At 72.9% G+C, this 26,816-nt stretch carries 26 protein-coding genes; 16 read left to right on the top strand and 10 right to left on the bottom strand.

Features of this window, described 5'->3' with window-relative positions; all coding sequences use genetic code 11:
* The first annotated feature begins 324 nt into the window (after window positions 1–324).
* On the top strand, window positions 325–1,281 hold the full coding sequence (locus ACFYSC_RS12265) for a DMT family transporter (RefSeq protein WP_389960277.1): 957 nt from the start codon (window positions 325–327) through the stop codon (window positions 1,279–1,281).
* 159 nt (window positions 1,282–1,440) lie between these two features.
* Here the strand turns inward: ACFYSC_RS12265 and ACFYSC_RS12260 are convergent, their stop codons facing one another.
* Complete coding sequence (locus tag ACFYSC_RS12260) at window positions 1,441–2,232, bottom strand: class II aldolase/adducin family protein (RefSeq protein WP_362932197.1); 792 nt, start codon at window positions 2,230–2,232, stop codon at window positions 1,441–1,443.
* Between the two features lie 172 nt (window positions 2,233–2,404).
* Window positions 2,405–3,565 carry a lactate 2-monooxygenase gene (locus tag ACFYSC_RS12255; RefSeq protein ID WP_389960274.1) on the bottom strand — a complete coding sequence of 387 codons (1,161 nt, stop codon included), beginning with the start codon at window positions 3,563–3,565 and terminating at the stop codon, window positions 2,405–2,407.
* Window positions 3,566–3,814: 249 nt separating this feature from the next.
* Between ACFYSC_RS12255 and ACFYSC_RS12250 the strand changes: the two genes are divergently transcribed.
* Window positions 3,815–4,162, top strand: coding sequence for a hypothetical protein (locus tag ACFYSC_RS12250; RefSeq protein WP_389960272.1), 348 nt, complete (start codon window positions 3,815–3,817; stop codon window positions 4,160–4,162).
* Window positions 4,163–4,437: 275 nt separating this feature from the next.
* Complete coding sequence (secA2, locus tag ACFYSC_RS12245) at window positions 4,438–6,651, top strand: accessory Sec system translocase SecA2 (protein WP_389960270.1); 2,214 nt, start codon at window positions 4,438–4,440, stop codon at window positions 6,649–6,651.
* A 145-nt stretch (window positions 6,652–6,796) separates the two neighbouring features.
* Here the strand turns inward: secA2 and ACFYSC_RS12240 are convergent, their stop codons facing one another.
* The 3 genes from ACFYSC_RS12240 to ACFYSC_RS12230 all read right to left on the bottom strand — a co-directional run bounded on the left by ACFYSC_RS12240 (window position 6,797) and on the right by ACFYSC_RS12230 (window position 8,760).
* A complete protein-coding gene (locus tag ACFYSC_RS12240; RefSeq protein ID WP_389960268.1) occupies window positions 6,797–7,993 on the bottom strand; it encodes a serpin family protein in 1,197 nt (398 codons plus the stop codon).
* Window positions 7,994–8,134: 141 nt separating this feature from the next.
* A complete protein-coding gene (locus tag ACFYSC_RS12235; RefSeq protein ID WP_389960266.1) occupies window positions 8,135–8,527 on the bottom strand; it encodes a hypothetical protein in 393 nt (130 codons plus the stop codon).
* The gene (locus ACFYSC_RS12230; RefSeq protein ID WP_389960264.1) at window positions 8,527–8,760 is read right to left on the bottom strand and encodes a hypothetical protein; all 234 of its coding nucleotides are present in this window, start codon (window positions 8,758–8,760) and stop codon (window positions 8,527–8,529) included. The genes ACFYSC_RS12235 and ACFYSC_RS12230 overlap by 1 nt, the downstream gene beginning before the upstream one ends.
* Window positions 8,761–9,010: 250 nt before the next feature.
* Here ACFYSC_RS12230 and ACFYSC_RS12225 point away from each other — a divergent pair, with 250 nt between their 5' ends.
* Entirely contained in the window at window positions 9,011–9,886 is an 876-nt protein-coding gene (locus ACFYSC_RS12225) for an AEC family transporter (protein ID WP_389960262.1), read from the top strand.
* 69 nt (window positions 9,887–9,955) lie between these two features.
* Here ACFYSC_RS12225 and ACFYSC_RS12220 read toward each other — a convergent pair whose 3' ends face one another.
* Window positions 9,956–10,210, bottom strand: coding sequence for a type II toxin-antitoxin system Phd/YefM family antitoxin (locus ACFYSC_RS12220; RefSeq protein WP_389960260.1), 255 nt, complete (start codon window positions 10,208–10,210; stop codon window positions 9,956–9,958).
* A gap of 204 nt (window positions 10,211–10,414) precedes the next feature.
* Here ACFYSC_RS12220 and ACFYSC_RS12215 point away from each other — a divergent pair, with 204 nt between their 5' ends.
* Complete coding sequence (locus ACFYSC_RS12215) at window positions 10,415–11,218, top strand: helix-turn-helix transcriptional regulator (RefSeq protein ID WP_362932217.1); 804 nt, start codon at window positions 10,415–10,417, stop codon at window positions 11,216–11,218.
* 65 nt (window positions 11,219–11,283) lie between these two features.
* On the opposite strand, the gene ACFYSC_RS12210 is transcribed toward ACFYSC_RS12215, so the two are convergent.
* Together ACFYSC_RS12210 and ACFYSC_RS12205 are read right to left on the bottom strand one after the other, a co-directional pair.
* Window positions 11,284–11,781 carry a metallophosphoesterase family protein gene (locus ACFYSC_RS12210; RefSeq protein WP_389960257.1) on the bottom strand — a complete coding sequence of 166 codons (498 nt, stop codon included), beginning with the start codon at window positions 11,779–11,781 and terminating at the stop codon, window positions 11,284–11,286.
* Window positions 11,782–11,943: 162 nt separating this feature from the next.
* On the bottom strand, window positions 11,944–12,396 hold the full coding sequence (locus tag ACFYSC_RS12205) for an Lrp/AsnC family transcriptional regulator (RefSeq protein ID WP_389960255.1): 453 nt from the start codon (window positions 12,394–12,396) through the stop codon (window positions 11,944–11,946).
* 111 nt (window positions 12,397–12,507) lie between these two features.
* Here ACFYSC_RS12205 and ACFYSC_RS12200 point away from each other — a divergent pair, with 111 nt between their 5' ends.
* The 3 genes from ACFYSC_RS12200 (at window position 12,508) to ACFYSC_RS12190 (ending at window position 14,034) form a co-directional block, all read left to right on the top strand.
* Window positions 12,508–13,134 (top strand): LysE family translocator, encoded by a 627-nt coding sequence (locus tag ACFYSC_RS12200; RefSeq protein ID WP_389960253.1) that lies wholly within the window; start codon window positions 12,508–12,510, stop codon window positions 13,132–13,134.
* Window positions 13,135–13,348: 214 nt separating this feature from the next.
* Complete coding sequence (locus ACFYSC_RS12195; RefSeq protein ID WP_389960251.1) at window positions 13,349–13,597, top strand: type II toxin-antitoxin system Phd/YefM family antitoxin; 249 nt, start codon at window positions 13,349–13,351, stop codon at window positions 13,595–13,597.
* Window positions 13,594–14,034 carry a PIN domain-containing protein gene (locus ACFYSC_RS12190; protein ID WP_389960249.1) on the top strand — a complete coding sequence of 147 codons (441 nt, stop codon included), beginning with the start codon at window positions 13,594–13,596 and terminating at the stop codon, window positions 14,032–14,034. The genes ACFYSC_RS12195 and ACFYSC_RS12190 overlap by 4 nt, the downstream gene beginning before the upstream one ends.
* 151 nt (window positions 14,035–14,185) lie before the next feature.
* Here the strand turns inward: ACFYSC_RS12190 and ACFYSC_RS12185 are convergent, their stop codons facing one another.
* Window positions 14,186–16,066: an asparagine synthase-related protein gene (locus ACFYSC_RS12185; protein WP_389960247.1), complete on the bottom strand. Its 1,881-nt coding sequence runs from the start codon at window positions 16,064–16,066 to the stop codon at window positions 14,186–14,188.
* Window positions 16,067–16,339: 273 nt separating this feature from the next.
* Here ACFYSC_RS12185 and ACFYSC_RS12180 point away from each other — a divergent pair, with 273 nt between their 5' ends.
* The 8 genes from ACFYSC_RS12180 to ACFYSC_RS12145 all read left to right on the top strand — a co-directional run bounded on the left by ACFYSC_RS12180 (window position 16,340) and on the right by ACFYSC_RS12145 (window position 25,526).
* Window positions 16,340–16,882, top strand: a complete 543-nt coding sequence (locus ACFYSC_RS12180; protein ID WP_389960245.1) for an RDD family protein — start codon at window positions 16,340–16,342, stop codon at window positions 16,880–16,882.
* A gap of 319 nt (window positions 16,883–17,201) precedes the next feature.
* Window positions 17,202–18,038, top strand: coding sequence for an NAD(P)H-binding protein (locus ACFYSC_RS12175; protein WP_389960243.1), 837 nt, complete (start codon window positions 17,202–17,204; stop codon window positions 18,036–18,038).
* 76 nt (window positions 18,039–18,114) lie between these two features.
* Window positions 18,115–18,267, top strand: a complete 153-nt coding sequence (locus ACFYSC_RS12170) for a DUF1508 domain-containing protein (protein WP_362932233.1) — start codon at window positions 18,115–18,117, stop codon at window positions 18,265–18,267.
* A gap of 461 nt (window positions 18,268–18,728) precedes the next feature.
* Window positions 18,729–19,496: a DeoR/GlpR family DNA-binding transcription regulator gene (locus ACFYSC_RS12165; RefSeq protein ID WP_389960241.1), complete on the top strand. Its 768-nt coding sequence runs from the start codon at window positions 18,729–18,731 to the stop codon at window positions 19,494–19,496.
* Between the two features lie 103 nt (window positions 19,497–19,599).
* On the top strand, window positions 19,600–21,279 hold the full coding sequence (locus ACFYSC_RS12160) for an amino acid permease (protein ID WP_389960239.1): 1,680 nt from the start codon (window positions 19,600–19,602) through the stop codon (window positions 21,277–21,279).
* Window positions 21,276–22,709 (top strand): FGGY family carbohydrate kinase, encoded by a 1,434-nt coding sequence (locus ACFYSC_RS12155; RefSeq protein WP_389960237.1) that lies wholly within the window; start codon window positions 21,276–21,278, stop codon window positions 22,707–22,709. Before ACFYSC_RS12160 ends, ACFYSC_RS12155 begins: the two co-directional genes overlap by 4 nt.
* Window positions 22,706–24,190, top strand: coding sequence for an NAD(P)/FAD-dependent oxidoreductase (locus tag ACFYSC_RS12150; RefSeq protein WP_389960235.1), 1,485 nt, complete (start codon window positions 22,706–22,708; stop codon window positions 24,188–24,190). Before ACFYSC_RS12155 ends, ACFYSC_RS12150 begins: the two co-directional genes overlap by 4 nt.
* Window positions 24,191–24,248: 58 nt before the next feature.
* On the top strand, window positions 24,249–25,526 hold the full coding sequence (locus ACFYSC_RS12145) for an NAD(P)/FAD-dependent oxidoreductase (RefSeq protein ID WP_389960233.1): 1,278 nt from the start codon (window positions 24,249–24,251) through the stop codon (window positions 25,524–25,526).
* A gap of 151 nt (window positions 25,527–25,677) precedes the next feature.
* On the opposite strand, the gene ACFYSC_RS12140 is transcribed toward ACFYSC_RS12145, so the two are convergent.
* Window positions 25,678–26,244, bottom strand: a complete 567-nt coding sequence (locus ACFYSC_RS12140; RefSeq protein WP_389960231.1) for a hypothetical protein — start codon at window positions 26,242–26,244, stop codon at window positions 25,678–25,680.
* Window positions 26,245–26,816: the final 572 nt, after the last annotated feature.

Here is a 26,816-nt window from a genome sequence, read left to right as displayed (position 1 = left end):
CACCCACTCGGTGACCGTCACACGACACCCACTCGGTGACCGTGACACGGCACCCGCGTGGTCACCGCCGTACGACGCCCGCGCCGTCACCGTCGTGCGGACCGCGCGGTGACCGGTTCCGCGGCGCCGGAGCCATAAACGCCTGGGTTCCCGGCCCGGGAGGGCGTTAGGATCCTTCCGTGCTCATGCTGATCGTTTCTCCGCCGACCGCCCGCTGACGCGGGCGGTTCCCTCTCCTGATGACCGGATCCGAGTGGTCCGGTGGGTGGCTGCCGCCCGCACACGTGCGGCTTGACGACCACCTTTTTCATTGGAGAGAACTCCATGACGCACGTCTCCGTACGGCGGGGCCTGCTGTACGTCTCCATCGCGGCGACCGCCTGGGGCACCGGCGGTGCGGCCGGTGCGCTGCTCCGCCTCTCGGGCGGGCTCGACCCCGTATCGATCTCTTTCTGGCGGTTCGCCGCCGGGGCGGCGACGCTCCTTCCGATCCTCCGTCTCCTCGGCCGGGACCGGAACCATGACCGGGACCAGAGCCGGGACCGGGACCAGAGCCGGGACCTGAGCCGGAGCCGGGACCGCGGGGCCCGGCGGTACGGCCGGATCGCGGCCACCGGCGTGGCGATGGCCGTCTGCCAGACGGCCTACTTCGCGGCCGTCGCCTCCACCGGCCTGGCCGTCGCCACCGTGGTGACGATAGGCGCGACCCCGGTGTTCGTGGCCGCCGCCGCGCGGCTGCTGCTGGGCGAACGGCTGGGCGCGGCCGGGCTCGGCTCCGCCGCGGTCGCCCTGGCGGGCCTGGTCATGTTGGTCCTCGACGGCGGCCCGGCGGCCTTCTCGGTGGCGGGCACCGGCTGGGCGCTGCTGTCCGCGGCCGCCTACGCGGCGGTGACCCTGCTCAACCGGGCCTTCTCCGCCGAGCCGTACGCCGCGACCTTCGGCGGCTTCGCCGTCGGCGGCCTGTGCCTGTTGCCCCTGGCGCTGTACGGCGGGCTGTTCCCGGCCGGTGACCCGCTCGTCTTCTGGGGGGCCGTCGCCTACCTGGGCGTCGTCCCGACGGCCCTGGCCTACGTCCTGTTCTTCACCGGACTGGGATCCGTACGGGCCACGACGGCCTCGGTGATCTCGCTCGTGGAGCCGGTCGGGGCGGCGGCCCTCGGGATCCTCGTGTTCGGCGAACGGTTCACCGCGCAGGGCGTGGCGGGCGCGGCCCTGCTGCTCGCCGCGGTGGCCCTCCTCGCCCTGCGGGAGAGGAGGGAACCGGCGCCGGTGACCGGCTGATCCCCGCTGCGGTCCCGCGCCCGCCGCCCGGCGGGCGCGGGACCGCACACCGGGACCGCACACCGGGACCGCACACCGGGACCGCACACCGGGACCGCACACCGGGACCGCACACCCGCACCGCACACCCGCACCGCGCGGGGCCTCCTCCGGCCGGTGTCAGCCGAACATCTCCGGCTCGGCCGCGCTGATCTGGTCGTAGAGGGGCTGGAAGTTGATCCAGCCGACCAGGTCGTTGCCGATCTGCCCGTGGGTGAGCTTGGCGTTCTCGTGCTCGATCGGGACGGTCGGCCCGGCGGCCTTGGCCAGCAGCTGCGCCTGGCACGAGCGCTCCAGGGTGATGAACCACCAGGCGGCGGCGTCCACGGTGTCCCCCACCGTCAGCAGACCGTGGTTGCGCAGGATGACCGCCTTGTTGGAGCCCAGCGCCGCCGCGATCCGGCGGCCCTCCTCCGCCTCCAGGACCACGCCGGTGTAGTCGTCGAACAGGCTGATGTCCTCGTAGAAGGCGCAGGCGTCCTGGGTCAGCGGCTCCAGCAGCGTGCCGAGCGACGACAGGGCCTTGCCGTACACCGAGTGGCTGTGGGCGGCGGCGACCGCGTCCGGCCGGGCCTGGTGGATCATCGCGTGGATCGCGAACGCCGCCTGGTTGACGTGGTAGCGGCCCTCGACGACCTGGCCCTCGTGGTTGACGAGGATCAGGTCGCTGACCTTGATCCGCTTGAACGACATGCCGAACGGGTTCACCCAGAAGTGGTCGGGGTGCTCGGGGTCGCGGGCGGTGATGTGCCCGGCGACGCCCTCCTCGAAGCCGAACCGGCCGAACAGCCGCAGCGCCGCCACCAGGCGCTCCTGGCGGTGGCGGCGCTCGTCGGCCACGTTCTCGAACTTCTGCGGCAGCCGGAAGGTGAGCTGGTCGGTGGGGACCGGCTTGAGGTCGGACAGACTCATCGTGCCTCCAGGGCGGGCGCGTCGGGATGGGCGGGAACGGGGCGGGGGGAGATCATCGGGCCGCCGGGGCGGACCGGCCGGAGTGCGGGGTCCTCGTCGCGGCGGGTCACCGGGCCGGCGAGGCCCGGATCACCGCGGATCCCCAAGGCTTCGGGGCCCGGATCGCGACGGGTCACCGGGCCGCCAGGACCGACGGGTCGAGGTCGGCGGGCGTGCGGTGTCCCGCGAGGCCGAGCGTGAGGTCGAGTTCGGCGAGCAGGCTCCGCACCACGTGGCGCACGCCGTCCTCGCCGCCGGCGGCCAGCCCCCAGACGTACGGCCTGCCCAGCAGCACGGCGCGCGCCCCGAGGGCCAGGGCCTTGAAGATGTCGGCCCCGGTGCGGACTCCGGAGTCGAACAGCACGGTGAGCCGGTCGCCCACGGCGTCGGCGATGCCGGGGAGGGTGTCCAGCGCCGCCACGGCGCCGTCGATCTGCCGGCCGCCGTGGTTGGAGACGACGATCCCGTCCATCCCGGCGTCGGCGGCGCGCAGGGCGTCGTCGGCGTGCTGGATGCCCTTCAGGACGATCGGTCCGTCCCAGTTGTCGCGCAGCAGCGGCAGCTGGTCCCAGGTGTGGGAGCGGCCGTTGAACATCGGCGCCCACTGCATGATCGCCGCGTTCAGGTCCTCCTCCACCGGGCGCGCCAGCCGGGAGCGGAAGGCCGGGTCCGACAGCGGGATCGCCAGGCCGGTGCCGCGCAGGAACGGCAGGTACGCCTGGTCGAGGTCGTTGGGCCGCCAGGCAAGGGTCCAGGTGTCCAGGGTGACGACCAGGGTGTCGTAGCCGCCGCGGGTCGCCCGGTCGAGCAGGCTGAGCGTGACCTCGTCGTCGTGCGGCCAGTAGAGCTGGAACCACCGCGGGCCTTCGGGGCCGGCGGCCTCGGCGACCTCCTCCAGCGTGTGGGAGGAGGCGGTGCTCAGAACCGTGGGGACGCCGAGGGACGCCGCCGCCCTGGCGGTCGCGAGCTCTCCGTCCGGGTGGACGATCGACTGCACACCCACCGGGGCGAGCGCGACGGGGGCGGGGTAGGTCCTGCCGAACAGCTCGGTGCGCAGGTCCCTGACCGAGGCGTCGCGCAGCATCCGCGGCACGACGCGCCACCGGTCGAACGCCTCGCGGTTGGCCCGGTCGGTCGCCCCGGTGCCGGCCGAACCGGCGACGTACCAGTAGGGGCCGGGATCGAGCTTCTCCCTGACGGCCTGTTCGAGCCTGCCGACGTCGGTCGAGTACGGCGGGAGCTGCCCGGCCAGCCCGTTCAGGTAGATCTCGTACTGGTAGTCAGAGAAGTTCACGGGCCAAGCCTGTCCCTGAAAGAGGCGGATGTCCATATTCGCCGCGGGTCTACGACCTCCTGCGTTCACCGTGGGCCCACGGCCCTCCACCGGAGCGGGGAGCCGGGAAACCGGCTTCGCTAAAGCTGCTTCAAGAACCGGAAAGCGGGTGATTCGGTCCATCGCTCCGGACGTTCGCCTTCTTAGCGTGGTCGCCGAATACGGCCGCCGGGCGACCTTCGCCCGCGGCCCGATCACGGGGAGGAACCCATGTACGGCAAGAGAGAACTGACGGCGCTCGGCGCGACGCTCCTCGCCTCGCTCGCCATCGGGGCGGTCTCGGTCTCGCCGGCCTCGGCCGCGCCGGCCCCCGCGGACGCCGCGAGCGCGTCGCAGGGCGCGGTGCGGTCCGCGGTCGCACCCAACAGCGACGAGTACTGGCGGGGCTACCGGGACGGCTACCGCGCCGCAGGCCAGGACTGCGCGTCGGCCCGTGCGAACGCGCTCAGGTCGACGGCGACGCCCTTCGGCATGACCCGGATGAGCGACTACGACAGGGGCTGGCTGGACGGCTACGACGACGGCTTCGCCCGCTTCTGCAGGGTGCCCCCGAGGTAGCCGGCTCCCGCCCCGGCGAGAGGGGCGGTCCCCGCGACCGCCCCTCTCCCGGCCCGCCGGACCCCGTCCGGTCGTCCCTCCCCGGCGCGGCGCGCGGTGGTCGCCGTTCTCCGGCACGGCGGCACGGCGAGCGGCCGCATCGAGCCTCACTACAAATCACGAAAAAGCGGCTTAATGGCCTATTTGGAGCGTTCCTCCGCGACAGGTGATCCATCCCCTGGGTACGGTGAGGCGACAGCGGAACCATGGCCCCGGAAGCGGGCGTTGGAGGGAACGTGGCCTCGATAACCGCACGCATCAGACGATTCCTGGAGCGCCCCGGCTCGATCGACCTCGCCCCCTTCCAGCGGGTCGTCGCGGCGGCCGGGGAACGCGAGGACGAGTTGCGGGCGACGGACGAGCTGCCCAGGCCCTCCACCGACGACCTGGCCGGGTTCTGCGCGATCATGCGCGAGGCGGCGCGCCGTACGCTGGGGCTGCGGCCGTACGACGTGCAGCTCGTCGGCACCCTCGCCATGCTGTCCGGCAACGTCGCGGAGATGGCCACCGGCGAGGGCAAGACCCTGTCCGGGGCGATGGCCGCCGCCGGGTACGCCCTGCAGGGCAAGCACGTCCACGTGATCTCCGTCAACGACTACCTCGCCCGGCGCGACGCCGAGTGGATGGGCCCGCTGTACGAGGCGGTGGGCGTGTCGGTCGGCTGGATCTCGGAGTCCGCCACCCCGGACGAGCGCCGCGCCGCCTACGCCGCGGACGTCACCTACGGCTCGGTGAGCGAGATCGGCTTCGACGTGCTGCGCGACCGGATCGTCACCGACGTGGCCGACCTGGTCGTGCCCGAGCCGGACGTGGCGCTGGTCGACGAGGCCGACTCGGTTCTGGTGGACGAGGCCCGGGTGCCGCTGGTGCTGGCCGGGGCCGCCGACCCGGGCGACGCCGCGCCGGAGACGGCGGCGCTGGTCCGCCGGCTCGTCAAGGGCTACCACTACGAGATCGACGACTCCGAGCGCAACGTCCACCTGACGTCCAAGGGCATCGACACCGTCGAGGAGGCCCTCGGCGTCGACCTGTACGACACCCCCGCCACGCTCACCGAGGTCAACCTCGCCCTGCACGCCCACGCGCTGCTGACCAGGGACGTCGACTACATCGTCCGCGACGGCCGGGTCCACCTGATCAACCCCTCCCGGGGCCGGGTGGCGATGCTCCAGCGCTGGCCGGACGGCCTGCAGGCCGCGGTCGAGGCCAAGGAGGCGCTCGCCCCCTCCGAGACCGGCGAGGTCCTCGACTCCATCACCGTCCAGGGGCTGATCACCCGTTACCCGCAGCGGTGCGGCATGACCGGCACCGCCGTCGCGGTCGGCGACCAGCTCCGGGAGTTCTACGACCTCAAGGTGGCCGCCGTCCCGCCCAACCGCCCGTGTGTGCGGACCGACGAGCCGGACCGGTTGTTCGAGTACGCGATGGAGCGGGACCACGCCCTGGTCGACGAGATCGCCGAGGTGCACGCCACCGGGCGGCCGATCCTGGTCGGCACGCTCGACGTCGCCGAGTCCGAGCGGCTGGCCGGCAACCTCGCCGGCCGCGGCCTGGACTGCGTGGTCCTCAACGCCAAGAACGACGCCGAGGAGGCCGCGATCATCGCCCGCGCCGGGGAGCGCGGCGCGATCACCGTCTCCACCCAGATGGCCGGGCGCGGCACCGACATCCGCCTCGGCGAGGGCGTGGAGGAGCTCGGCGGCCTCTACGTCATCGGCTCCGGCCGGCACGCCAGCAGCCGCCTGGACGACCAGCTCCGCGGGCGCGCCGGCCGCCAGGGCGACCCGGGCGGGTCGGTCTTCCTCGTCAGCGGCGAGGACGACCTGATCACCCACTACGTGGCCGACGAGTACGCCAGGGGCGTGCCCGACCGCGACCTGGTGGGCCACGCCCAGCGCGTCGCCGAGGGCGTGGACATGGAGATCCACCGCAACACCTGGCGCTACACCCGGCTGCTCGAACAGCACCGCGCCATGGTCCTGGGACTGCGGGAGAAGGTGCTGCGCGGCCGTTCGGCGAGCGACGCCCTCGCGGGGGCCGCCCCGGAGCGGTGGACGGAGCTGTCGGAGCGCGTCGGCGAGGACGTGCTCGACGAGGCCGCCCGGCAGATCGTCCTGTTCCACCTCGACCGCTGCTGGGCCGACCACCTGGCCTACCTCGGCGACCTGCGCGAGGGCATCCACCTGCGCGCGCTGGGCCGGCTGAGCCCGATCGAGGAGTTCAACAAGGAGGCCAAGCCGGCCTACGAGCGGATGCTGGCCGAGATCGAGTCCCGCTCGGTCGAGGCGTTCGAGGCCGCCGAGATCACCGAGGACGGCCTCGACCTCGACGGCGCGGGCCTGAAGCGGCCCACCGCCACCTGGACCTACCTCGTCCAGGAGAACCCCTTCGGCACCGAGTGGGAGCGCATCCTCAACCGCCTGGCCACCAAGGTCCGCGGCCGCCGCTGACCCTCGCGCCGCCCGCTGGTCTCCACGCGCCCGCGCCCGCACCCACGGCCGGGCGCCCCGGCGCACCCGGGGGCCGGCGTTCCGGCCCGGCGGCGCCCGGCAGCGGTCACGGCACCCTGCGGCGGCCACGGCCGCCCCGCGGCCCCTACGGGTTCCACGCCTCCGGCTCGGCCACCCAGCCGGCCGCCAGCACCAGGCCGCTCACCCGGTCCGCGGCGAGGAATCCGAAGGGCCGGGTGAGATCGACCTCGACCCTCCGCACCCGGTGGGCGGGCCGGGTCACCGCCGCGGCCGTGACCATGCCGAAGGCGGTGACGGCCGCCGCCTCGAACCCGGTGGCGGAGAACGTCGCGACCGCGTCCTGCCTGGCCTGCCCGACGGCGAGCGGCTCGTCGCCGATGCCGGGGAAGTGCCCGCGGCTCGTGTCGGTCACCGTACCCAGGCCGAACACCTCCGGCAGCGCCGTCAGGTCGTGCGAGGAGGCGACGGCGAACCGCGGCACCGTGACGGCCAGCAGGTCGCCCGGCTCGTGGGAGCGTTCGCGGGAGACGGTGACGCCCGGCCCCGCGTCCCCGTCCGCCAGGGCGTCGCCGTCCACCGCCGCGTGCCGCCCGGCCAGGACGCCGACCCCCGCCGCGAGGACCTCGCCGGCCGTGCGGGACTCCTCGCCGAGGAGGAGGTGCACGTCGGCCTCTCCGTCCCCCTCGATCCGGAGCACGGTCAGCGGCCCGGCCGGGGTGCCGGCGACCCGGACCGGCTCGGGCGCCCGGGTGGTACGGCGCAGCACCGCGATCGTCCGGCCGGCCCACGGACCGGAGGAGGGCTCGGCCCCCTCGTCGAGGAACGGGTGACGCCAGGCGGTGCGGACGGTGAGCGCGCCGGCCAGCACCAGGCGCGTGTCCCCGGTCACGGACACGGGCAGGGACCGGACGAGCCCGCCGGTCCGGTCCGCGGCCCAGGCGTCCAGCGCGGCCCGGTCGTCCTCCGGGACGCCGGTCAGCTCGCCGCGCAGGTGCTGCGGCAGCGCGGCGGTCCACGACGGCCGCAGCCGCAGCCCGTGCCCCGTCCACAGCCCGAGCGCCGCGCGGACGGCCGGCGAGCGGTCCAGGATCGCCAGGACCTCCCCCGCCGCCCGGGCCGCGCCACCGGCGTCCACCCCGACGGCCCGTTCCAGCTCCCCGCGCCCCGGCCCGTCGGCGGCCGAGGCGAGATACGCCAGCAGCGGCCAGACGCCCGCCCCCGCCAGCACGGTCGACGGCTCCCCGGAACAGGCGGCGGCCCAGCGCGCGGTCAGCGCGTTCACCGCCGCGACGAGTTCCCCCTGCGATCCGCCGAGCACCATGCCCACCTCCGAGCTGAGAGACCGTCGGAAGGCGCGATCATCTCACCACCTCCCATACCGGGCAATGCCCCCGGAGGCCACCACCCCACCCGTGACACACCGCCGGGCCATGCACACTCACGAGGAGATCGATGCGATTTCTCACGCGCTCAGTTGATCGACCCGGGACTTCGACAGTTCGAGCAGGGCCGCGCTGTCCCGGACCGAGATGCCCGCCGCTCGGAGAGCGGCCACAGCCTCTCTGGCGCTCTCTCCCAGTCTGGTGGTCACCTGATCGCGCTGAGCGCGAAGCTCTCGGTAGGTCTCGAGCACCGTGGGAGGAACGCCGTCCACCTCATACAGATAGGTCACGACTATCTCGGCCTCGGCTGGAGCGTCGAGGATGAAGTGCTTGGCCGCTTCCACCTCTTCGTACAGTTCCACCAGCGTGTCACCGGAGACGCCCCCCCTGATGGGGGCGTCCACCGGAAGTGCGATCCAGTAGTCGGACTTGCGTACGGCCCGCATGGTGAGCTGCAGAGGTGTGGAGTTCATCAATCCATCCGTCCCTTTCCGAACACCCCCTCCAGGTCATAGGCGAGGGCTGCGAGCAGGTCGGGGTCCATATGCCGCAAGGGGACCCTGGAGCGGGCCACCACCATCTGCTCCGAGTTGTGGAGGAGAAGGGATCGCATGGTCCGCCCTGCATCGACCCAATCGGGCCGTAAAGAATGCCGGCGCGCGAGCTCGTAGATCCGATCGCGGATCTCCTGGTAGGTCTGAAGCACGCACGGAAGTTAGCGTACTGGACAGGGGGTGTCCAGCGAACTGGACATCTTATCGACGACTTGTAAAGGTATGGCCGGATAATTCTTCAGCCCGCCCCTTCATGGAGGTCATACGGCCCGCGCCCACACTTACCGCCTCCCTCCGCAGGAGCGGCACTTCACCGGAGCCGTGATAGCTGAGCGTCCGCCGGCCTCGCGGACAGGCCCTCCCCGGCGAGGCGTGCGGGCGGGGGACCGTTACGGTGGGGCGGTGCAGGCGGTGATCGCGGCGTTCGCCCCCATCTGGCTCATCGGCGCCCTCGGCTGGCTGGCCGCCCGGTCCGGGTGGGCGGGTGAGGAGTTCCAGCGGACGCTCACCCGGTTCGCGTTCAACCTCGCGATGCCGGCCGTGCTGTTCGGCACGCTGAGCCGTACGCCGCTGGACCGGATCCAGCCGCGCCCGCTGCTGGCCTTCGCCGTCAGCACGCTCGTCGTCGGCCTGGCCGCGTTCGCGCTGTGGCGCGGCAAGCCGCCCGAACGGATGGTCGCCGCGATGTCGTCGGCCTACGTCAACTCCGGTAACCTCGGCATCCCCGTCGGCCTGTACGTCCTGCACGACGCGACGTTCGTGGTGTCGGTGATCGTCTTCCAGGTCACGCTGATCGCGCCGCTGGTCGTCCTCTGCATCGGAGCGGAGCGTCCGTCCCTGCTCACGCCGCTGCGCACCCCCATCGTGATGGCCTCGCTCCTCGGCCTGGGCGTGTCCGCCCTCGGCCTGCACCCGCCCGGGCTCGTGGCGAAGCCCCTGGAGGTCCTCGGCGGGGCCGCCGTGCCGCTGGCGCTCTTCTCGCTCGGCATGTCGCTGAACGGCTCGGCCGTCGCCTGGCGGGACACGTCTCCGGTGGTGGCGCTCAAGCTGCTCGCCCAGCCGCTCGCGGCCTTCCTCGCCGGGCGCTTCCTCCTCCACCTCGACGGCCACGCGCTCTTCGCGGCCGTCCTGTTCGCGGGACTGCCCACCGCGCAGAACACCTACGTCTACGCCGTCGAGTCCGGCCGCGCCGCCGACCTCCCGCGCGACGCCATCCTCCTCTCCAGCGCCCTGTCCCCCCTCACCCTCGCCGCCATCGTCCTCACCGCGTCCCCCTGATCCGTCGCCTGGCCCCGGAGTCCCGGCCGACTCGGATCGGCGGTTCACAGGCGGCCGATCCGGCGTAGTTCAGCCTCCACTTCGGCCTTCGGGGTAGGTGCCTCCCACTTCCAGGTCGGCCAGCCCCTCGCGGATGGCCTCCACCGCCTCCGCCGAGGAGAGGATGCCGAGCATCTCGCGCATCGTCTCGTAGTCGTCGGCGGCCAACAGCACGACTGCGGGCATACCGTCACGGGTGATCACGAATCGTTCACGCGTGCGGACGGCGGACTCGACGATGCGGGACAGTCGCGCACGAGCCTCGGCCAGAGGAAGAACCGTCACATGAATGATTACGCCACGGCTCTTCACCGGAGACGGGTGAAATCGCCGACTCCGGCAATTGGAGACGGCCGGGATCCGGAGGGAGCGACGTCGGAGAAGCACGCGGTGACGGCCGTTCGGGTCCCGGGCGTGGCGGTGACTTCAAGGTCACGATTACGCTCCTGGTAATGGTTTCGCCTACGGGGCCGGGACTATCGTGTGATCGTGACCACCACCAGCGCGTCCCGGCCGGTCGGCGAGCTGCTGCGCCAGTGGCGGGAACGCCGGCGGATGAGTCAGATGGACCTCGCCCTGCAGGCCGACATCTCCACCCGGCACCTGAGCTTCGTGGAGACCGGGCGGTCCAATCCGAGCCGCGACATGATCCTGCGGCTGGCCGAGGAGCTGGACCTCCCGCTGCGTGAGCGCAACCACCTCCTGCTGGCCGGGGGTTTCGCGCCGGTCTACTCCGAGACGCCGCTCAACTCCCCGCACATGACCTCGGTGCGGGAGGCGCTCGGCCAGGTGCTGCACGGCCACGAGCCGTACCCGGCGGTGGTCGTGGACCAGCGGTGGAACCTCGTGGACCGCAACGCCGCCACCGGCGTGCTGCTGCGCGGCGTCGCGCCGGAGCTGCTCGACCCGCCGGTCAACGTGCTGCGGCTGAGCCTGCACCCCAAGGGGATGGCCCAGCGGATCATCAATCTCGGCGAGTGGCGGGCCCACCTGCTGCACCGGCTGCGCCGCCAGATCAGCCTCACCGCCGACTCCGACCTGGCCGCGCTCTGGCGGGAGCTCGACGGCTACCCCTGCGACCAGCCCGAGCCGGAGATCGAACGGCCCGGCCCCGGTGACATCGTGGTCCCCCTGCGGCTGCGCCGCGGCTACCGCGAGCTCGTCTTCTTCAGCACGATGGCCACCTTCGGCACCCCGCTGGACATCACCGTCGCCGAGCTGGCCATCGAGGCGTACTTCCCGGCCAGCCCCGAGACCGCCGCCTACCTGCAGCACCAGCACCACCCCGACTGACGCCCCGTACGGCGGTCGACCCCCGCCCCGTACGGCGGGACCCGGGTGCGGACCGGTGCCCGCTCTCAGCCGGTGACCGGGACGATCCGCGCCTCGGCCAGCGCACCGTCCTCGACCCGCAGCAGCCCGATGGTCCCGTACGGCTGGCGGCGCCGGTCGGTCGGCGAGCCGGGGTTGAAGATCCGCAGACCGCCCACGTCCGCGCCGCCGCTCTCGTCGAGCGGGATGTGGGAGTGGCCGAAGACGACCAGACCGGCGCCGGGGAACCGGCGGCGCATCCGGGCCAGGCGGCCCTTCGCCGCCCCGCTGTCGTGGATCATCGCCACGCGCAGTCCGTCGAGGTCGAGTTCCAGGGTCTCGGGCGCCACCACGTCCGGCCCGTCGTTGTTGCCCTTGACCGCGCGCACCGGCGCGTAGCCGGCCAGTTCCTCCAGCACCTCGGGGACGCAGACGTCCCCGGCGTGCAGGATCAGGTCGGCGTCGCGCAGGTGCCCGGCCACCCGCGGCGGGCACGACTTCCACCGCCGCGGCGCGTGCGTGTCGGACAGGACCACGACCTTCATCCCCCCATCCTCCCCGCGGGGGCCCGCCGCATGCCCGCCGCCCGGTGAGCGTGCGGCCCCCGTACGGTTCCCGCCCGCAGGAGGCCCGGAACCCGCGCCGGGCGGATCCGGGCAGGGACGGAATGGACGAGCGGGAAACAGCTCACAGGAAACGAGTCCCCATCAGACGGGAAAAGGCCGATCGTTCACCACGTGTTTCATGACGAGGGTGGAATTCAGGCGCTGCACACCGGGGAGCGCGGACAGGACGTCGTCCTCCAGTTCCTGGTATGCGGTCAGGTCGGCGGTGACGATGCGCAGCAGGTAGTCGGGGTCGCCGAACAGCCGTTGCGCCTGCACCACCTCGGGTATCCGTGCGACGGCGTCCTCGAAGCCCAGGAGGGTGTCGCGGTCCTCCTGGCGCATGGTGACGAAGACGAGGGCCTGGAACCCCAGGCCGAGGGCGCCCGCGTCGACGACCGCGCGGTAGCCGCGGATCGTCCCGCTGCGTTCCAGCTCCCGCAGCCGGCGGTGACACGGCGAGACGCTCAGCCCCACCCGCGCGGCGAGTTCGGTGATCGTCAGGCGGCCGTCCTCCTGGAGCACGGCAAGAATTTTGCGGTCGATTCCGTCCACCCGGGAAATCCTTCCACGAATACCGCCGCGTGGAGAGATATACGCAAACACATTCGTTCATATCCATCGTATTCTTCCCGCATCCGCTGTTCAGCCGAGAGGAACTCATCAATGGCCGCCGGTTCCCTGCTCGCTTTCTGGGTGGTCGCGTTCCTGCTCATCGCCGTCCCGGGTGCGGACTGGGCGTTCACCATCGGCGCCGGACTCCGGGACCGGTCCGTGTACCCGGCGGTGGGCGGCCTGGTCGTCGGCTACGCCGTGATCACGCTCGTCGTCGCGGCCGGGGTCGGGACGCTGGTCGCCCGGTCACCGGCCGTCCTGACCGGACTCACCCTCGTCGGCGGTCTCTACCTGGTGTGGCACGGCGTGACGACCTTCGCCCGCCCCGCCGCACCGGCCGTATCGACCTCACCGGCCGACGGGCCGGACGGCACCGGCTGGGGGACCTTCCTGCGCGGCATCGGCGTCAGCGGCCTCAACCCCAAGGGCCTGCTGATCTTCCTCGCCCTGCTCCCGCAGTTCACCGATCCGCGGGCCGCCTGGCCCGTCGCCGGGCAGATCGGCGCCCTCGGCCTGGCCTTCATGGTCACCTGCGCCCTGTTCTACCTCTGCCTGGGCACCCTGACCCGTACCGTCCTGCACGCCCGCCCCACCCTGGCCCGCCACGTCAGCCGGCTGTCGGGGGCCGCCATGGCCGGCGTCGGCGCCTGGCTGCTCATCGATCACCTCGTGAGCTGAGGCGCACCGGACACGGGAGTTCCACCCTCACGGTGGATCGGCGGACCGGGCGACTCGGCGGCGAGGCCCGTCAGGGTGCCGGTGATGCCGAAGACCGGCCAAGAATGACGTATGGTCAGGCCGGCCCGAAGGTCACTGCACCGGCCCCGCCGGTTCATGCGCCTGTTCCCGCCTTTCGCGACCCCATGTAGTACATAGGTAGTACAATCGAGGCATGGAAACCACGGCGCGCGAGTTCAACCAGCAGTCCGCCCGGATCCTCGCGGCGGCCGAAAACGGGGAGACGGTGGCGGTGACAAAGAACGGACGTCATATCGCCACGCTCGTTCCCGTCGACAAGGCGGAACTCCCGCCCCCGTTCCCCACCGATCCGATGGGAGACGAGGACCTGCCTCTGTTCGACGGGCCGCCCGACCTCTCGGCTCGCACGGAGGCGCTTCTGGCCGAGGGTTTCGGCCGGTGAGCACGACGGTCGCCATCGCGGGCACTTCCGCGTTGCTGGCACTCTTCAACCGCCGGGACATGGAACACCCGGCCTGTGTCAAGGCCCGCGCCCAGGTGGCCCACCTGGTCATCTCCCCATTGGTGCTGGCCGAGCTGGACTATCTCCTCAACAGCAGGATCGGACAGCACGCCGCGTTCATGGTCCTCGACCACATCATGAGCAAGATCGATGTGAAGCGGTACGAGATCCCGGAGGTATCGCCGCACCTGCGCACCGCCCGCGCCCTCATGGAACGTTACAGAACGATGGACATCGGACTGACCGACGCCATGAACGCGGCACTGGCCGCCGAATTCCGCACGGACGCCGTTTTCACTCTGGACCGCGATCACTTCCGGGCCATCCGCCCGTTGACCGGCCACGCCTGCTTCCGTCTGCTCCCGGATGACCTCTGACACGGGAAACATGGTCACGAGACCGGTCCACCATACGTAGTGATCGGACCACGGAGCCCGTGACGCGACAACCTTCAGGACGAAGCCGTACGGCCCGGCCGGGACGGGGGGTCGCCGCCCGGGTGGCTCCCGTGTACCCGGGCGGCGGGCGTCACCGGGACGCCGGGCGGGGGACGCGCAGTGTCGGCAGGCCGGGGGGCGCGGGGTCCGCGAAGCCCTCGGTGAGCATCGTGGAGACCGTGTAGAGATGCCAGGCGGCGTCCACCCGCCGGGCGGGGAAGGCCGCCGACAGCGTGGCCGCCCCGGCCTCGTCGAAGATCCCGGTGAGCTGTTCGGCCACCACCTCGCCGCGCGCGTCCGCGATGCCCGTTCCGAGGAGTTCGGCCAGCTCGCCGGTGGGGTTCAGCCGCCAGTTCCACGCCTTCGCGGCCGGTGCCCGGGAGACGTCTCCCCCTGGCCCGTTCCCGGGACGCCCGCCCGGGGCCGGGGGACGGAGGCGGCGGCGGACGCGGTCCAGCAGCGTGGTCTCGGTGCGTTCGGCCTCGAAGCGCCACGGCTTGCCCTCGATCGGGACGTCCCGCAGCCGCGGCGCGAAGACGCCGATCACCCCGTGGACGACCTCCTCGGAGCGCCGCCACACCGGGTCGATGGACAGCGCCGTCCGGACGACGCGGTTGTCCAGGAAGGGCGGGACGGGCGTGCCGGTGCGCAGCAGCGACGCGCGTGACGCGGCGTGCCATCGTCCGACCCGGTACATGAGGTAGAAGTGGTCGAGCGTCCGGGGGCCGTCGGCGCGGCAGCGTTCCCGCCAGGGGGCGGCCAGGATCTCGGCGTGCTCCCTGCCCTCCCGGGTCAGCAGGTCGGCGTTCCTGGTGAAGAAGCCGTCCACCCTGCGCCGCAGGGCCCTGGGCTCCAGGTCCTCCTGGTTCTGCAGGAACCCGCCCCGCAGGATCTCCCCGCCGTGCCCGGACATCCGGGGGACGGGGTCGAACCGCGTGGCGGCGGGGACGTTCTCGTACGCCGAGAGCATCCCCTCGCAGGCGGACAGCACGTTGCGGGTCCGCGTGAGCGGATGGGGCACGACCAGGTCCGCGCCGTCCTCGGAGCGTTTGGGACGGGTCACGCGGTGCTCGACGCCGAGGGCGGAGGCGACGCGGCGGGCCAGCACCACGTCGGGGTGGTCGTCCTCGCCGGCGGTCGCCGCGGTGAACGGGATGCCCGCCCGGTGCAGCAGCGCGGCGAGCAGGCGGCTGTCGCGGCCCCCGGTGAGCGACAGCCGTACCGGCTCGGTCGTGCCCCGCAGCGGCTCCACCGCGGCGAGCAGCGCGTCGGCCAGCTCGTTGACCTGGGCGCGCATCGCCCGCCTGGACGCGGGTCTGGGACGCGCCTCGGGCAGGGGCGCCACGGTCACGGTACGGCGGCCGGCCGCGACCCTGATCTCGGCGGCCGGCGGCAGCGCGCCGACCCCGTCGAACGGGGTCTCGTCGGACAGGAAGTAGCCGATCCGCACCATCGACTCCAGCGCCGGCACGTCCCAGACGATCCCGGGACGCTCCGACCCGGTCTCGGCGGCCCGCGCGGCGAGGTGGACGAGCAGGGCCCGGCTGCCGAACACGTGGACCTCCGAGGTCTCGGCGAAGAAGACCGGGCAGGCCCGGGTGAGGCCGGTGGCCGCGCCCACCTCCTCGTCGGAGGCCCGGAAGACCGAGAAGCAGCCTCCCGCATGGGCGGCCACCTCCCCCAGCCGGGGCGCGGCCAGCAGCCGGTCGGCGTCGGCCGGGTCGGCCAGGTGGCCGGTGAGGCCCGCCACCCGGCCGCCCCCGGCGCACATGACCGGCGTTCCGTGGCCCTCGGGCTCGTTGGACCACGAGAGCAGCGCCGCGTCGCCTCTGGCCGAGAGCCACTCGCGCGCGGTCACGGTGGCGGGCGGCACGGGGAAGGCGCAGGTGATCCCCTCGCGTGCCGCGGCGAGCACCGCGGGGGGCAGCGGGACCCCCGGGCGCCTGGCCGCGACCACTAGATGTACGCGCAATGGAAACTCCGGATGGGTGGGAGAAGGGCGGCGGCCGTTCCGCCGTCCGTGATCTCATACACATCCCGGTCCCGCGGGGTTGCCCGGGGATGTCGTGCCGGGTCGGGTGGGGGCGTCATGTAGCGGATGTCCTTTCTGCGGCCCATACCCCTTGCTCCGCCGATCCCGCGATTCCCTTTCACGCTCCCGGCGCGTCTCCCGCGGGCGCGTCCTCCCGCCGAGTACGGTCAGGCCCCGTACGTACGGGTTCGCCCCCCGCGGAAGGGACCTCGCATGTCGTCCACGGCACCGGCCGGATCGGGAGACCGGGCCCCCGCCGGGCGACGGATCGTCGCGTGGCTGATCGACTGGCTGTGCGTCCTGGTCCTGCCGCTGCTCCATGCCGCCGTCGGCGTCGCCGCCGGCGGCATGGGGCTCCGGCTTCCCGCATGGGGGTGGAACGTCGTCTCGTTCCTGATCCTGATCGTGCCGGTCACCGTGTGGGCGGCCCGGCGCGAGTCCGGCCCGCTCCAGGCGACCCCGGGCAAGCGGCGCATGAGGCTGGCCGTCGCCGACGCGTGGTCCGGACGGCCGGTGAGGTTCGGCCCCGCGCTGCTGCGCAACACCCTCAAGATCGCCGTCCCCTGGGAGCTGGGACACACGGTCGCCTTCGCCTTCGTCTCGCAGGCGGGAGGCGAGGTCCCCGGACCCGTCGTCGCGCTGACGGTCGTCACCTACGCCGTCATGTTCTGCTGGCTCGGCTCCCTGTTCCTGCCCTCGGCCCGGACGCCGTACGACCTGGCCGGCGGCACCCGGGTCGTACGGCGGACCCCGTAGGGGCCGCCGGGCTGCCCGGGCGGGCGGCTGCACAGCCGGGCGGGCCGGGCGGGCCGGGCGGGCCGGGCGGGCCGGGCGGGCCGGTTCGCCGCGACGTCCGGCGTCGCGGGCAGCCGCCCGGAAGATCGTCCTCCCGACGGCGGGAGCGGCCACCGGGGACCGGTCCCCGGTGGCGGAAACGGCCCCCGGAGGGCCGGTCCCCGGTGACGGGAGTGTCTTCTGAAGATCGACCCCGGATGGGGGACCGGCTTCCGCCCGGGAGACACTCGCGTCGACGCGACACCTCATCCGGGCCTTTGCATCCGAAGGAGAGCGGAACATGATCTTGGTAACCGGCGCCACCGGAAACGTCGGCCGCAACGTCGTGCGGCAGCTCCTCGACGCGGGCGAGAAGGTCCGCGCGATCACCCGTGATCCCGCCCGCGCCGATCTGCCGGGCGACGTCGAGGTGCTGCCGGGCGACCTGACCCGCCCCGAGACGCTGCCGGTCGCGCTGCGCGGCGTCGACAAGGCGTTCCTCTTCCCGGTGTTCGGCTCGCTCGGCGACTTCCTGCGGATCGGCGCGGAGGCCGGGCTGCGGCACGTGACGCTGCTGTCCTCCTCCGCGGTGACGATCCCCGAGCCGAACTGGATCGGCGAGCAGCACATCGCGTGCGAGCGAGCGGTGCAGGACTCCGGCCTGGCGTGGACGTTCGTCCGGCCGGGCGCGTTCATGACCAACGACCTGAACTGGGCCCCGCAGATCCGGCACGGCGACGTGGTGCGCGTGCCGTACGGGGAGGCGGCCATGGCGCCGATCGACGAGCGCGACATCGCCGCGGTCGCGGTCCGCTCCCTGCTCGACGAGCACGCCGGCCGGTCGCACGTGCTCACCGGGCCGCGGTCGCTGACCCAGGCCGAGCGGGTACGGATCATCGGCGAGGCGATCGGCCGGCCGCTGCGGCTGGAGGAGCAGCCGAGGGAGGAGGCCAGGGAGCACCTGGTCCGGCGCATGCCCGCGCAGGGAGTCGACTTCCTGCTCGACGCGCTCGCCGCGTCGGTGGGCCGGGAGGCGCAGGTGCTGCCGACCGTGGAGGAGGTCACGGGGCGCCCGGCGCACACCTACGAGGAGTGGGCCGCCCACCACGCCGGCGACTTCCGCGCCGCCCCGGCCTGACGGGCGGGCCGTACGGCTCCGGCGGCGACCTCGCGCACGGGCCGTACGGCCGGTTCCTCCCCGGGCGGATCGGTCCGTGCCGTACGGCGGGGCCGCCGGTCCGGCGGCCCGTACGGTCTCGGCCCGGCGGGTACGCGAGTCCTACAAGACCACGGCCGGCGCGGTGAAGGGCATCGAGTCCGTCCGCACCAACGCCCCCTCCCCCGTCGACGACCAGACCGAGAACTGAGCCCCCGCCCTTCGACGGCCCCTGGACCCGGGCGACGACACCCGGGTCCGGGGGCCGGTCGCGGCCCCGCCCCCGCGGCACCGCCGTACGACTCCACGCGGCTCCGCCGTACCGGTTCCACGTGACGCCGCCGTACCGGCGGCACCGACCACCGGATCGTGAACCACGGCCTCGAACCCGGCAGCCAGTACCGCGCCTACCGGCCGATCACGATCCGGGACGGCTCGCTCCGAGAGGCCACCCCACGCCGTAGCGAGCGGTCGCTCCCTCCTGGTTCCCCCTTCACCCGTGGCCCGGGAGACATGGCGAGGATCGCGACCCCAAGCGAGGATCTTTCGGGGGTTTTGTTCAAGATTTGAGTAAAAAGTCCGAGTGTGATGGCTCACTCTGTTGACGACGCCATCCACATGGACGCATACTCGCCCTCATGAGCCCACAGAAGTCCACAGAAGCGGGCAAGCATGCTGCCCGCTGAGCGGCACTCGCGGATCGGCGAGGCGCTGCGGACCTCCCGTGTGGTCAGCACGGAGGAGCTCGCCCGCGCGCTCACCGTGTCGGCGGAGACGATCCGCCGCGATCTCGTGCTCCTCGAACGCCAGGGGAAGCTGGTTCGCGTCCACGGAGGCGCGACGATCGCGCTCGGGCGGCCCGCCGGCGAGGAGGCGCCGTTCGCCGAGCGGTCGGTGACCGCCGCGGAGGCGAAGAGGAGCATCGGGCACGCCGCCGCCGCGCTCATGCGGCCCGGCCAGACGATCGTGATAGACGTGGGGACCACCGCCGTCGAGGTGGCCCGCGCCCTGCCGATGGACTTCTCCGGCACCGTCGCCACGTGCTCCCTGCTGGTCGCGGCGGAGCTCGCCGAACGTCCGGGCGTCGAGATCCTCGTCTGCGGAGGTAGGCTCCGCAAAGGAGACCTCGCCCTGTCGGGGCCGGTCGCCCAGTCGTTCTTCGACGACCTGAACCCGGACCTCGCCTTCCTCGGGTCCGGCGGCATCGACGCCGCGGCGGGCCTGACCGACTACTACCTGGACGAGATCGCGGTCCGCAGGATCATCCTGCGGAACGCGGCGCGATCGTACGTGCTGGCCGACTCCGGCAAGTTCGGCCGGATCGCCCGCCACCGGGTCGCGGGCGTGGAGGAGTTCACCGGCCTCATCACGGAGGCGGAGCCGCCGCCGAGCGTCCGGGACGCCGTCACCCGCGCGGGCGGGGTGATAGCGCTGCCCTGAGACGTCTCCCCGATGGTTCGAAGGCCGGGCGGCGCGGCAACGCCACCCGGCTGGGACCCCCCACGATGCGCCATCTCACAGGAAACACAGAAGTCGAGGATCCATGTCCCAGTATTCACCATCCGCACCCCCGCCCGGTGATCGGGCGACCGCCGGGGGCGTCGAGGAGTTCGGCTACCAGCAGGCGATGAAGCGCGGCACCGGCCGCTTCGCCTCGTTCGCGGTGGCGTTCGCCTTCGTCTCCATCGCCACCGGCATCTTCACCACCTACGGCTCGGTGCTGAACAGCTCAGGACCGGCGGGCATCTGGACCTGGCCGATCGTGATCGTCGGGCAGCTGGCCGTCGCGTTCATCTTCGGTTCCCTGGCGGCCCGCATCCCGGTGACCGGCTACTCCTACCAGTGGACGTCCCGGCTGGCGAACCCCGTGCTCGGCTGGATCATCGGCTGGATCTCGTTCACCTTCCTGGCGATCGTCGTCGTGGCGGTCGACTACACCATCGCCTCCACCGTCCTGCCCGTGCTGCTGCGGTACGAGGGGACAGCGCTGAACGCGTGGGTGATCACCGGCGTGGTCATCCTGGCCCAGGCCCTCCTGGTGGCGCTCTCCACGAAGTGGACCGAGCGGGTCAACAACTTCGCGGTGACGGCCGAGCTCATCGGCATGATCGCCCTCGTCCTGCTGCTGCTCGGCGTGGGCTTCGTCGCCCGCGAGGTCGACTTCGCGAACCTGTTCAGCACCGGCGCCGTCCCGTCCGAGGGCTATCTCGACTTCGGGACCCTCACGTCCGCGGGCCCGTGGATGCTGGGCTTCCTGCTCGGCGCGTTCACGATCGTCGGGTTCGAGTCGGCGGCCAACCTCGCGGAGGAGACGAAGGACCCGGCGCGGGTCGTCCCCCGCGCGATGTGGCAGGCGGTCCTCGCCTCCGGCGTGCTCGGCTTCCTGTTCCTCGTCGCGGTGACCCTGCTCGCCGGCGACCCGGTCGAGCTGGCGAAGTCGGCGACGCCGATCGCGGACGTGATCACCCGGGTGCTGGGCCCGTTCGTGGGCACCGCGCTGCTGGTGCTGGTGGTCATCGCGATCTTCGCCTGCGGCATGGTGATCCTCATGACCGGGGTGCGCCTGGTGTGGGCGATGTCCCGCGACGAGAGGTTCCCCGGCTGGCAGGCGTGGCGGAAGGTCTCGCCGCGGTTCGGCACGCCGCTGAACGCCACCGTGTTCATGTGCGTCATCGGAGAGCTGATCCTGGCGGTCTTCTCCACCCGGACCGACGCGCTGTTCGGCCTGTTCGCCGCCGCCACCCTGCTGCCCGCCATCATCTACACCGCGACCGTCGTGCTGTACGTGGTCAAGCGCAGGACGCTGCCGCCGAGCAGGGGGTTCGCCCTGGGACGGTGGGAGATCCCGGTGATCGTCGTGGCACTGGCCTGGCTCATCTTCGAGCTGCTGCTGTTCCGGGACTCCTCGTTCACCGACCCGTGGACCTACGTGCTGGTCATGCTCGTCCTGGGCGCCCTCTACCTGGGGTATCTCCTCCTCTCCCGGGGCGGGGCGGCGGGCCTGGCGATGCCGACGATGCGCTCCATCGACGCGGAGCTGGACGCCGACGCGGCGGACGCGACCGCACACGGGCACGGGCACGCCGAAGCCGCCGGGCGCACCTCCGGGCACGCCGACGCGGCGGACGCGACCGCACACGGGCACGCCGAGGCGGCCGGACCCACGGCCGGGCACACCGAGACCGCGCGCGAGCCCGGCGCGCACCGGAGCCGGGAACGATGACGACCGTACTCGCCATCGACCAGGGCACCTCCGGCACCAAGGCCGTCGTCGTCGACGGCGACGACACGGTGCTCGGCCTCGCTGAGCTGCCCGTCCGGCCCGCCTACCTGCCCGGGGGCGGGGTCGAGCAGGACCCCCGCGAACTGCTCGACTCCGTCCTCGGCGCCGGACGCCGGGCCGTCGAGCAGGCGGGCGTCCCCATCGACGCCGTGACACTGGCGAACCAGGGCGAGACCGTCCTGGCGTGGGACCCCGCCACCGGCGAGCCCCTCTCCACCGCCGTCGTGTGGCAGGACCGCCGCGCGGAGGACCTCTGCGCGGAGCTGGCCGGGCACGCCGGCCGGATCGCGGAGATCACCGGGCTGGTCCTGGACCCGTACTTCTCCGCGCCGAAGATGGCGTGGCTGCGCCGGAACGTGACCGCCGAGGGGGTCGTCACCACCTCCGACTCCTGGCTCGTCCACCACCTGACCGGGGAGTTCGTCACCGACGCCGCCACCGCCAGCCGGTCGCTGGTCACGCGGCTCGACGACGCCGAATGGGACGCCGGGCTGCTCGACCTGTTCGGGCTCGGCGGGGAGCGGCTGCCGCGCGTCGTCTCCTGCGACGAGGTGGTCGGCCACACCTCCGCCTTCGGCGGGAACGTCCCCGTCGGCGGGCTCGTGGTCGACCAGCAGGCGGCATTGCTCGCCCAGAACTGCCTGACGGCCGGCCAGGCCAAGTGCACCTTCGGCACCGGGGCGTTCCTGCTGGCCAACACCGGGACCTCGGCCGCCCGCTCCACGGCGGGACTGGCCGCCTCCGTCGCCTGGCGGGCCAGGGGGGAGACCTCCTACTGCCTCGACGGCCAGGTCTACACGGCCGCCTCCGCCGTACGGTGGATCCAGGACCTGGGCCTCGTCCGCGACGCCGCCGACCTCGACGCGGTCGCCGCCGGCGACTCCGAGGGGGTCATGTTCGTCCCGGCGCTGGCCGGGCTGGCCGCCCCCTGGTGGCGTCCCGACGCCAGGGCCGCGTTCACCGGGATGACGCTGTCCACCGGCCCGCAGCACCTCGTGCTGGCCGTACTGCAGGGGATCGCGGCGCAGGTCGCCGGGCTCGGCGAGCTCGTCGCCGCCGACCTCGGGCGGCCGTTGACCGCCATGTGCGTCGACGGCGGGCTCACCCGGAGCCGGGTCCTCATGCAGGCGGTCGCCGACCTGACGCAGATCCCGATCGGCGTCTACCCGTCCCAGCACGCCACGCCGCTCGGCGCGGTGGCGCTGGCCCGCGCTGCACTGGACCCCTCACTCCCCCTCCGGGAGGCGGTGCCGGCGTGGGAACCCGCCATGACATACGAACCTCGATGGTCCGCCGACCAGGCGGCCGGCTTCCGCTCCCGCTGGGAGAACGCGGTGGCCGGCGTCCTGGCGCGGGAGGGGAACCGGTGAGCACCACGGACAGGAACACGAAGGCGAACGGCAGCGCTCCGGCCACGTTCGACGTGGTGGTGATCGGCGCGGGCATCGTCGGCTCCGCCATCGCCAGGAAGCTGGCCGGCCACGATCTGGACGTCGCGCTGCTGGACGCGCGCGGCGACGTCGGCGACGGCACGAGCAAGGCGAACACCGCGATCCTGCACACCGGCTTCGACGCGAAACCGGGCACGCTGGAGTCCCGCCTGGTGCGCGAGGGCTACCGCCTGCTGTCCGGCTACGCCGCGCGGACCGGCATCCCGGTCGAACGCACCGGCGCCCTGCTGGTCGCCTGGACCGACGAGGAGCTGGAGGCACTGCCCGGCCTGAAGGAGAAGGCCGCGCTGAACGGCTACGACCGTACGGAGATCGTCGGCCCCGCCGAGGTCTACCGGCAGGTCCCCCACCTCGGGGAGGGCGCGCTGGGCGGCCTGACCGTCCCCGACGAGTCCATCATCTGCACCTGGACCACCAATCTGGCCCTGGCCACCGACGCCGTACGGCGCGGCACGACGCTGCTGCTGGACCGCAGGGTCGAGGCGGTCGAGGAACGCGACGGGACGACCGTGCTGCGCACCACCGGCGGGGACGTGACCACCCGCTGGGTCGTCAACGCCGCCGGTCTCGGCGCCGACGTCATCGACCGGATGTTCGGCCACGACCGCTTCACGGTCACGCCCCGCCGCGGCGAGCTGCTGGTCTATGACAAGCTCGCCCGCCCGCTGGCGAACAGGATCATCCTCCCGGTGCCCACCTCGCGCGGCAAGGGGGTGCTGATCAGCCCGACCGTCTACGGCAACGTCCTGCTCGGCCCCACCGCCGAGGACCTCACCGACCGCACCGACACCGGCACCTCGGAGAAGGGCATCGCCTTCCTCCTCGAAAAGGGGCGCAAGCTCATGCCGGAACTGCTTGAGGAGGAGGTGACTGCGACCTACGCGGGCCTGCGCGCGGCCAGCGACCACTCCGACTACGTCATCGAGGCCGACGCGCGGCGGCGCTACGTCCTCGCCGGCGGGATCCGCTCGACCGGCCTCACCGCCGGCATCGCGATCGCCGAGCACGTCGCCGGGCTCGCCGGGGAGGCCGGCCTGGAACTGGTGCCGCGCGAGGACCTGCCGGAGCCGCCCCGCATGCCCAACCTCGGGGAGGCGTTCACGCGCCCCTACCAGGACGCCGCCCGGATCGCCGCCGACCCCGCCTACGGCAGGGTGGTCTGCTTCTGCGAGCGGGTCACCGCCGGGGAGATCCGCGACGCCTTCCGCTCGCCGATCCCCCCGTCCGGGCTGGAGGGGCTGCGCCGCCGTACCCGGGCGATGAACGGGCGCTGCCAGGGGTTCTACTGCGGCGCCGAGGTGGGGAGACTGCTGGAGAGCCGGGGCGCCTGCGCCCCCGGTGACCTCGATGAGAACCGCGGGGACGTCGGGGACCGCCGTTCGCCGGAGGCCCGCCGATGAGCACCGACACCATGCCGGCGAGCACCGGCGTCGCCACCCTCTCACCGGAGGTCCGCCGATGAGCACCGACACCGCGCCGGCGGACACCGGCGTCACCACCCTCACCCCGGCCGTCGTCATCGTCGGCGCGGGACCGTCCGGGCTGAGCGCCGCCCGCGAGCTCGCGCCGCGGGTCGACGGCGAGGTCCTCGTCCTGGACCGGGAGAGCGCCGCCGGAGGCATCCCCCGGCACAGCGACCACCCCGGCTACGGGATCAGGGACATGCGTCGCTTCGTCAGCGGCCCCGCCTACGCCCGGCGGCTCGTCGAGCAGGCCAGCGCCGCCGGCGCGACGATCCGGACGAACGCGACCGTGACCGGCTGGGCCGGCGAGCGCACGCTGGAGGTCACCACCCCGCAGGGCCGCCTCCTGGTCGAGGCGGGAGCCGTCGTCCTCGCCACCGGCGCCCGCGAGCGCCCGCGTCCGGGCCGACTCATCCCCGGCGACCGCGGTCGCGGCGTCTACACCACCGGCCACCTGCAGAACATCGTCCACCTTCAGCACGGCGAGGTCGGCAGGAGGGCCGTCATCGCCGGCGCGGAGCTGGTGAGCTGGTCGGCCGCACTGACCCTGCGCGAGGCCGGCTGCGCGACCGTGCTGATGACCACCGAGTACCCCCGTCCCGACTCCTACGCCCTGTTCAACCTCGGCGGCCGGGCGCTCTTCCGGCCCCGGATCGCCACCCGCACCCGGGTGTCGAGGATCATCGGCAAGCCGGATCTGCGGGCGGTCGAGATCGAGAACCTCGACACCGGCGCGCGGCGGATCGTCGAGTGCGACACGCTCGTCCTCACCGGCGACTGGATCCCCGACCACGAGCTCGCCCGCGCCGCCGGGATCACCCTCGACCCGGGGACGAAGGGGCCGCTGGTCGACAGCGCGTTCCGGACGGACCGGCCCGGCGTGTTCGCCGTGGGCAACCTGCTCCACCCGGTGGACACGGCCGACATCGCGGCGATCGACGGCGCCCGCGCCGCCCGTTCCGTCCTTGCCTGGCTGAACGGCGGGAGCCCGCCGGCCGGGCAGGTGCGCCTCGTCGCCGACGCGCCCTTCCGGTGGGTGACGCCCGAGATCATCCGGCACGGCGACCTCGCCCCGGCCCGCCGCCGGCTGCTGCTGTGGAGCGACCGGTTCGTCCCGTTCCCCCGGGTCGTCCTACGGCAGGACGGGATGGTGATCGCCCGGAGGCGGCTGTGGTGGCCGGCGGCCCCGGGCCGGGTGTTCCGCGTCCCGTCGGGCATGCTGGCCGCGGTGAACCACGCGGGCGGGCCGGTGCACATCGGCGTGGAGACCTGACGGCGTGCCGGAGGCCCCCGCCCTCCCCTGACCTCCGGCGGACGGCACACGGCCGTCCCCGCGCGGCTCCCCCGCGCGCGGGGACTCCCCCGCGTGCGGGGTTCCGCCCGCCGCCGTCCCTGCACCGACGGCGGCGGGACGCGCGGGGGCGTCAGGCGCAGTGCCGATTCATCTGATAATCCATCGCCCGGTCGCTGAAGGCGGCGCCGATTCTTCCCATGAGAGTCGACTTCCCGGCATGTCGCCGCCCGACGAACCGCATTTCGCCGTAGAAGTCGATACAGCTCCCTTTGGCGTACACGTAGACCGGTCCCGCGTAGTAGGTGTAATTGCTCGGGCTGGACGTCAGGTTCGCGTTGTATCCGTCCCATTCCCAATGGGACGTCCCGCTCCTGCGCAGCCCGGCCTGGATGCGGTCGAACGTGCCGTGCGGATAGCCGGCGTTCGGGCGCACGATGACGCAGTTCTGGCCGGTGGCGCCGCTGTAGTAGACGTCGATGCCGCCGGCTTCGGTCCCCTGGTACCGGATCGGCCAGGTCTTGAGGAGGGCGAAGGAACCACCGCAGCCGTTCGGCGCGGCGGCGTCCGCCCCGGCTGGGAAGAGCGCGACCAGGCCGGCGGCCAGCACGACCGTCTGGGCCAGGAGCGCGACGCGGCGCGACAGGACGCGGGCGCGGCGCCCACCCGGGGCCCGGCGGTTCGGGAAGGAAGGGATCACAACAACCTCCAGGGGGTCGGGGAACCTGTGGAGACCACGCTGCGCCCGCCCATGATTTTCCAGCAAGGCATCCGTTCCGAATCCCCCGCGAAGAGCGGACAATGCGTTTTCCGCGGACAATGAACGCGGACGGAAACGAGTGTCCGGAAGGGGCGGAGGAAATGGGTGGTCCAGGACGTCCGCAAGGAGGCTTGAGGGGTGAGACGGAAGAGGCCAACGCTCTGGCGGCTTTCCTGCGCTCACTCACCGAGGGCGTCACCATTCGCGAGCTGAGTGAACGGTACGTGGGCAGGAAGACCCTCTGGGGGGAATACCGGTCCGGCGCCAAGATGATCCCGCTCCACCTGCTGGAGCGGATCGTCCATGACCGCGAGCCCGGTCCTGACGCCCGCTCCCGCCTGCTGGAACGGGCCCGCTCCCTGCACGAGAGGGCCGAGACGGCCGCGGCGCGGAGACCTCACCGAACCGGCCGGGAAGCCCACCCCGAGCCCGGAACCCGCCCCACGCCCGGAACCCCGCACACGGTGGAAGCCCAGACCGAACTCGGAGCCGGCGCCGAACCCCGGCCCCGC

It is taken from the genome of Streptosporangium sp. NPDC004379 (assembly GCF_042873875.1).
Classification (GTDB): domain Bacteria; phylum Actinomycetota; class Actinomycetes; order Streptosporangiales; family Streptosporangiaceae; genus Streptosporangium.
This window is presented reverse-complemented; position numbering and strand designations above follow the sequence as displayed.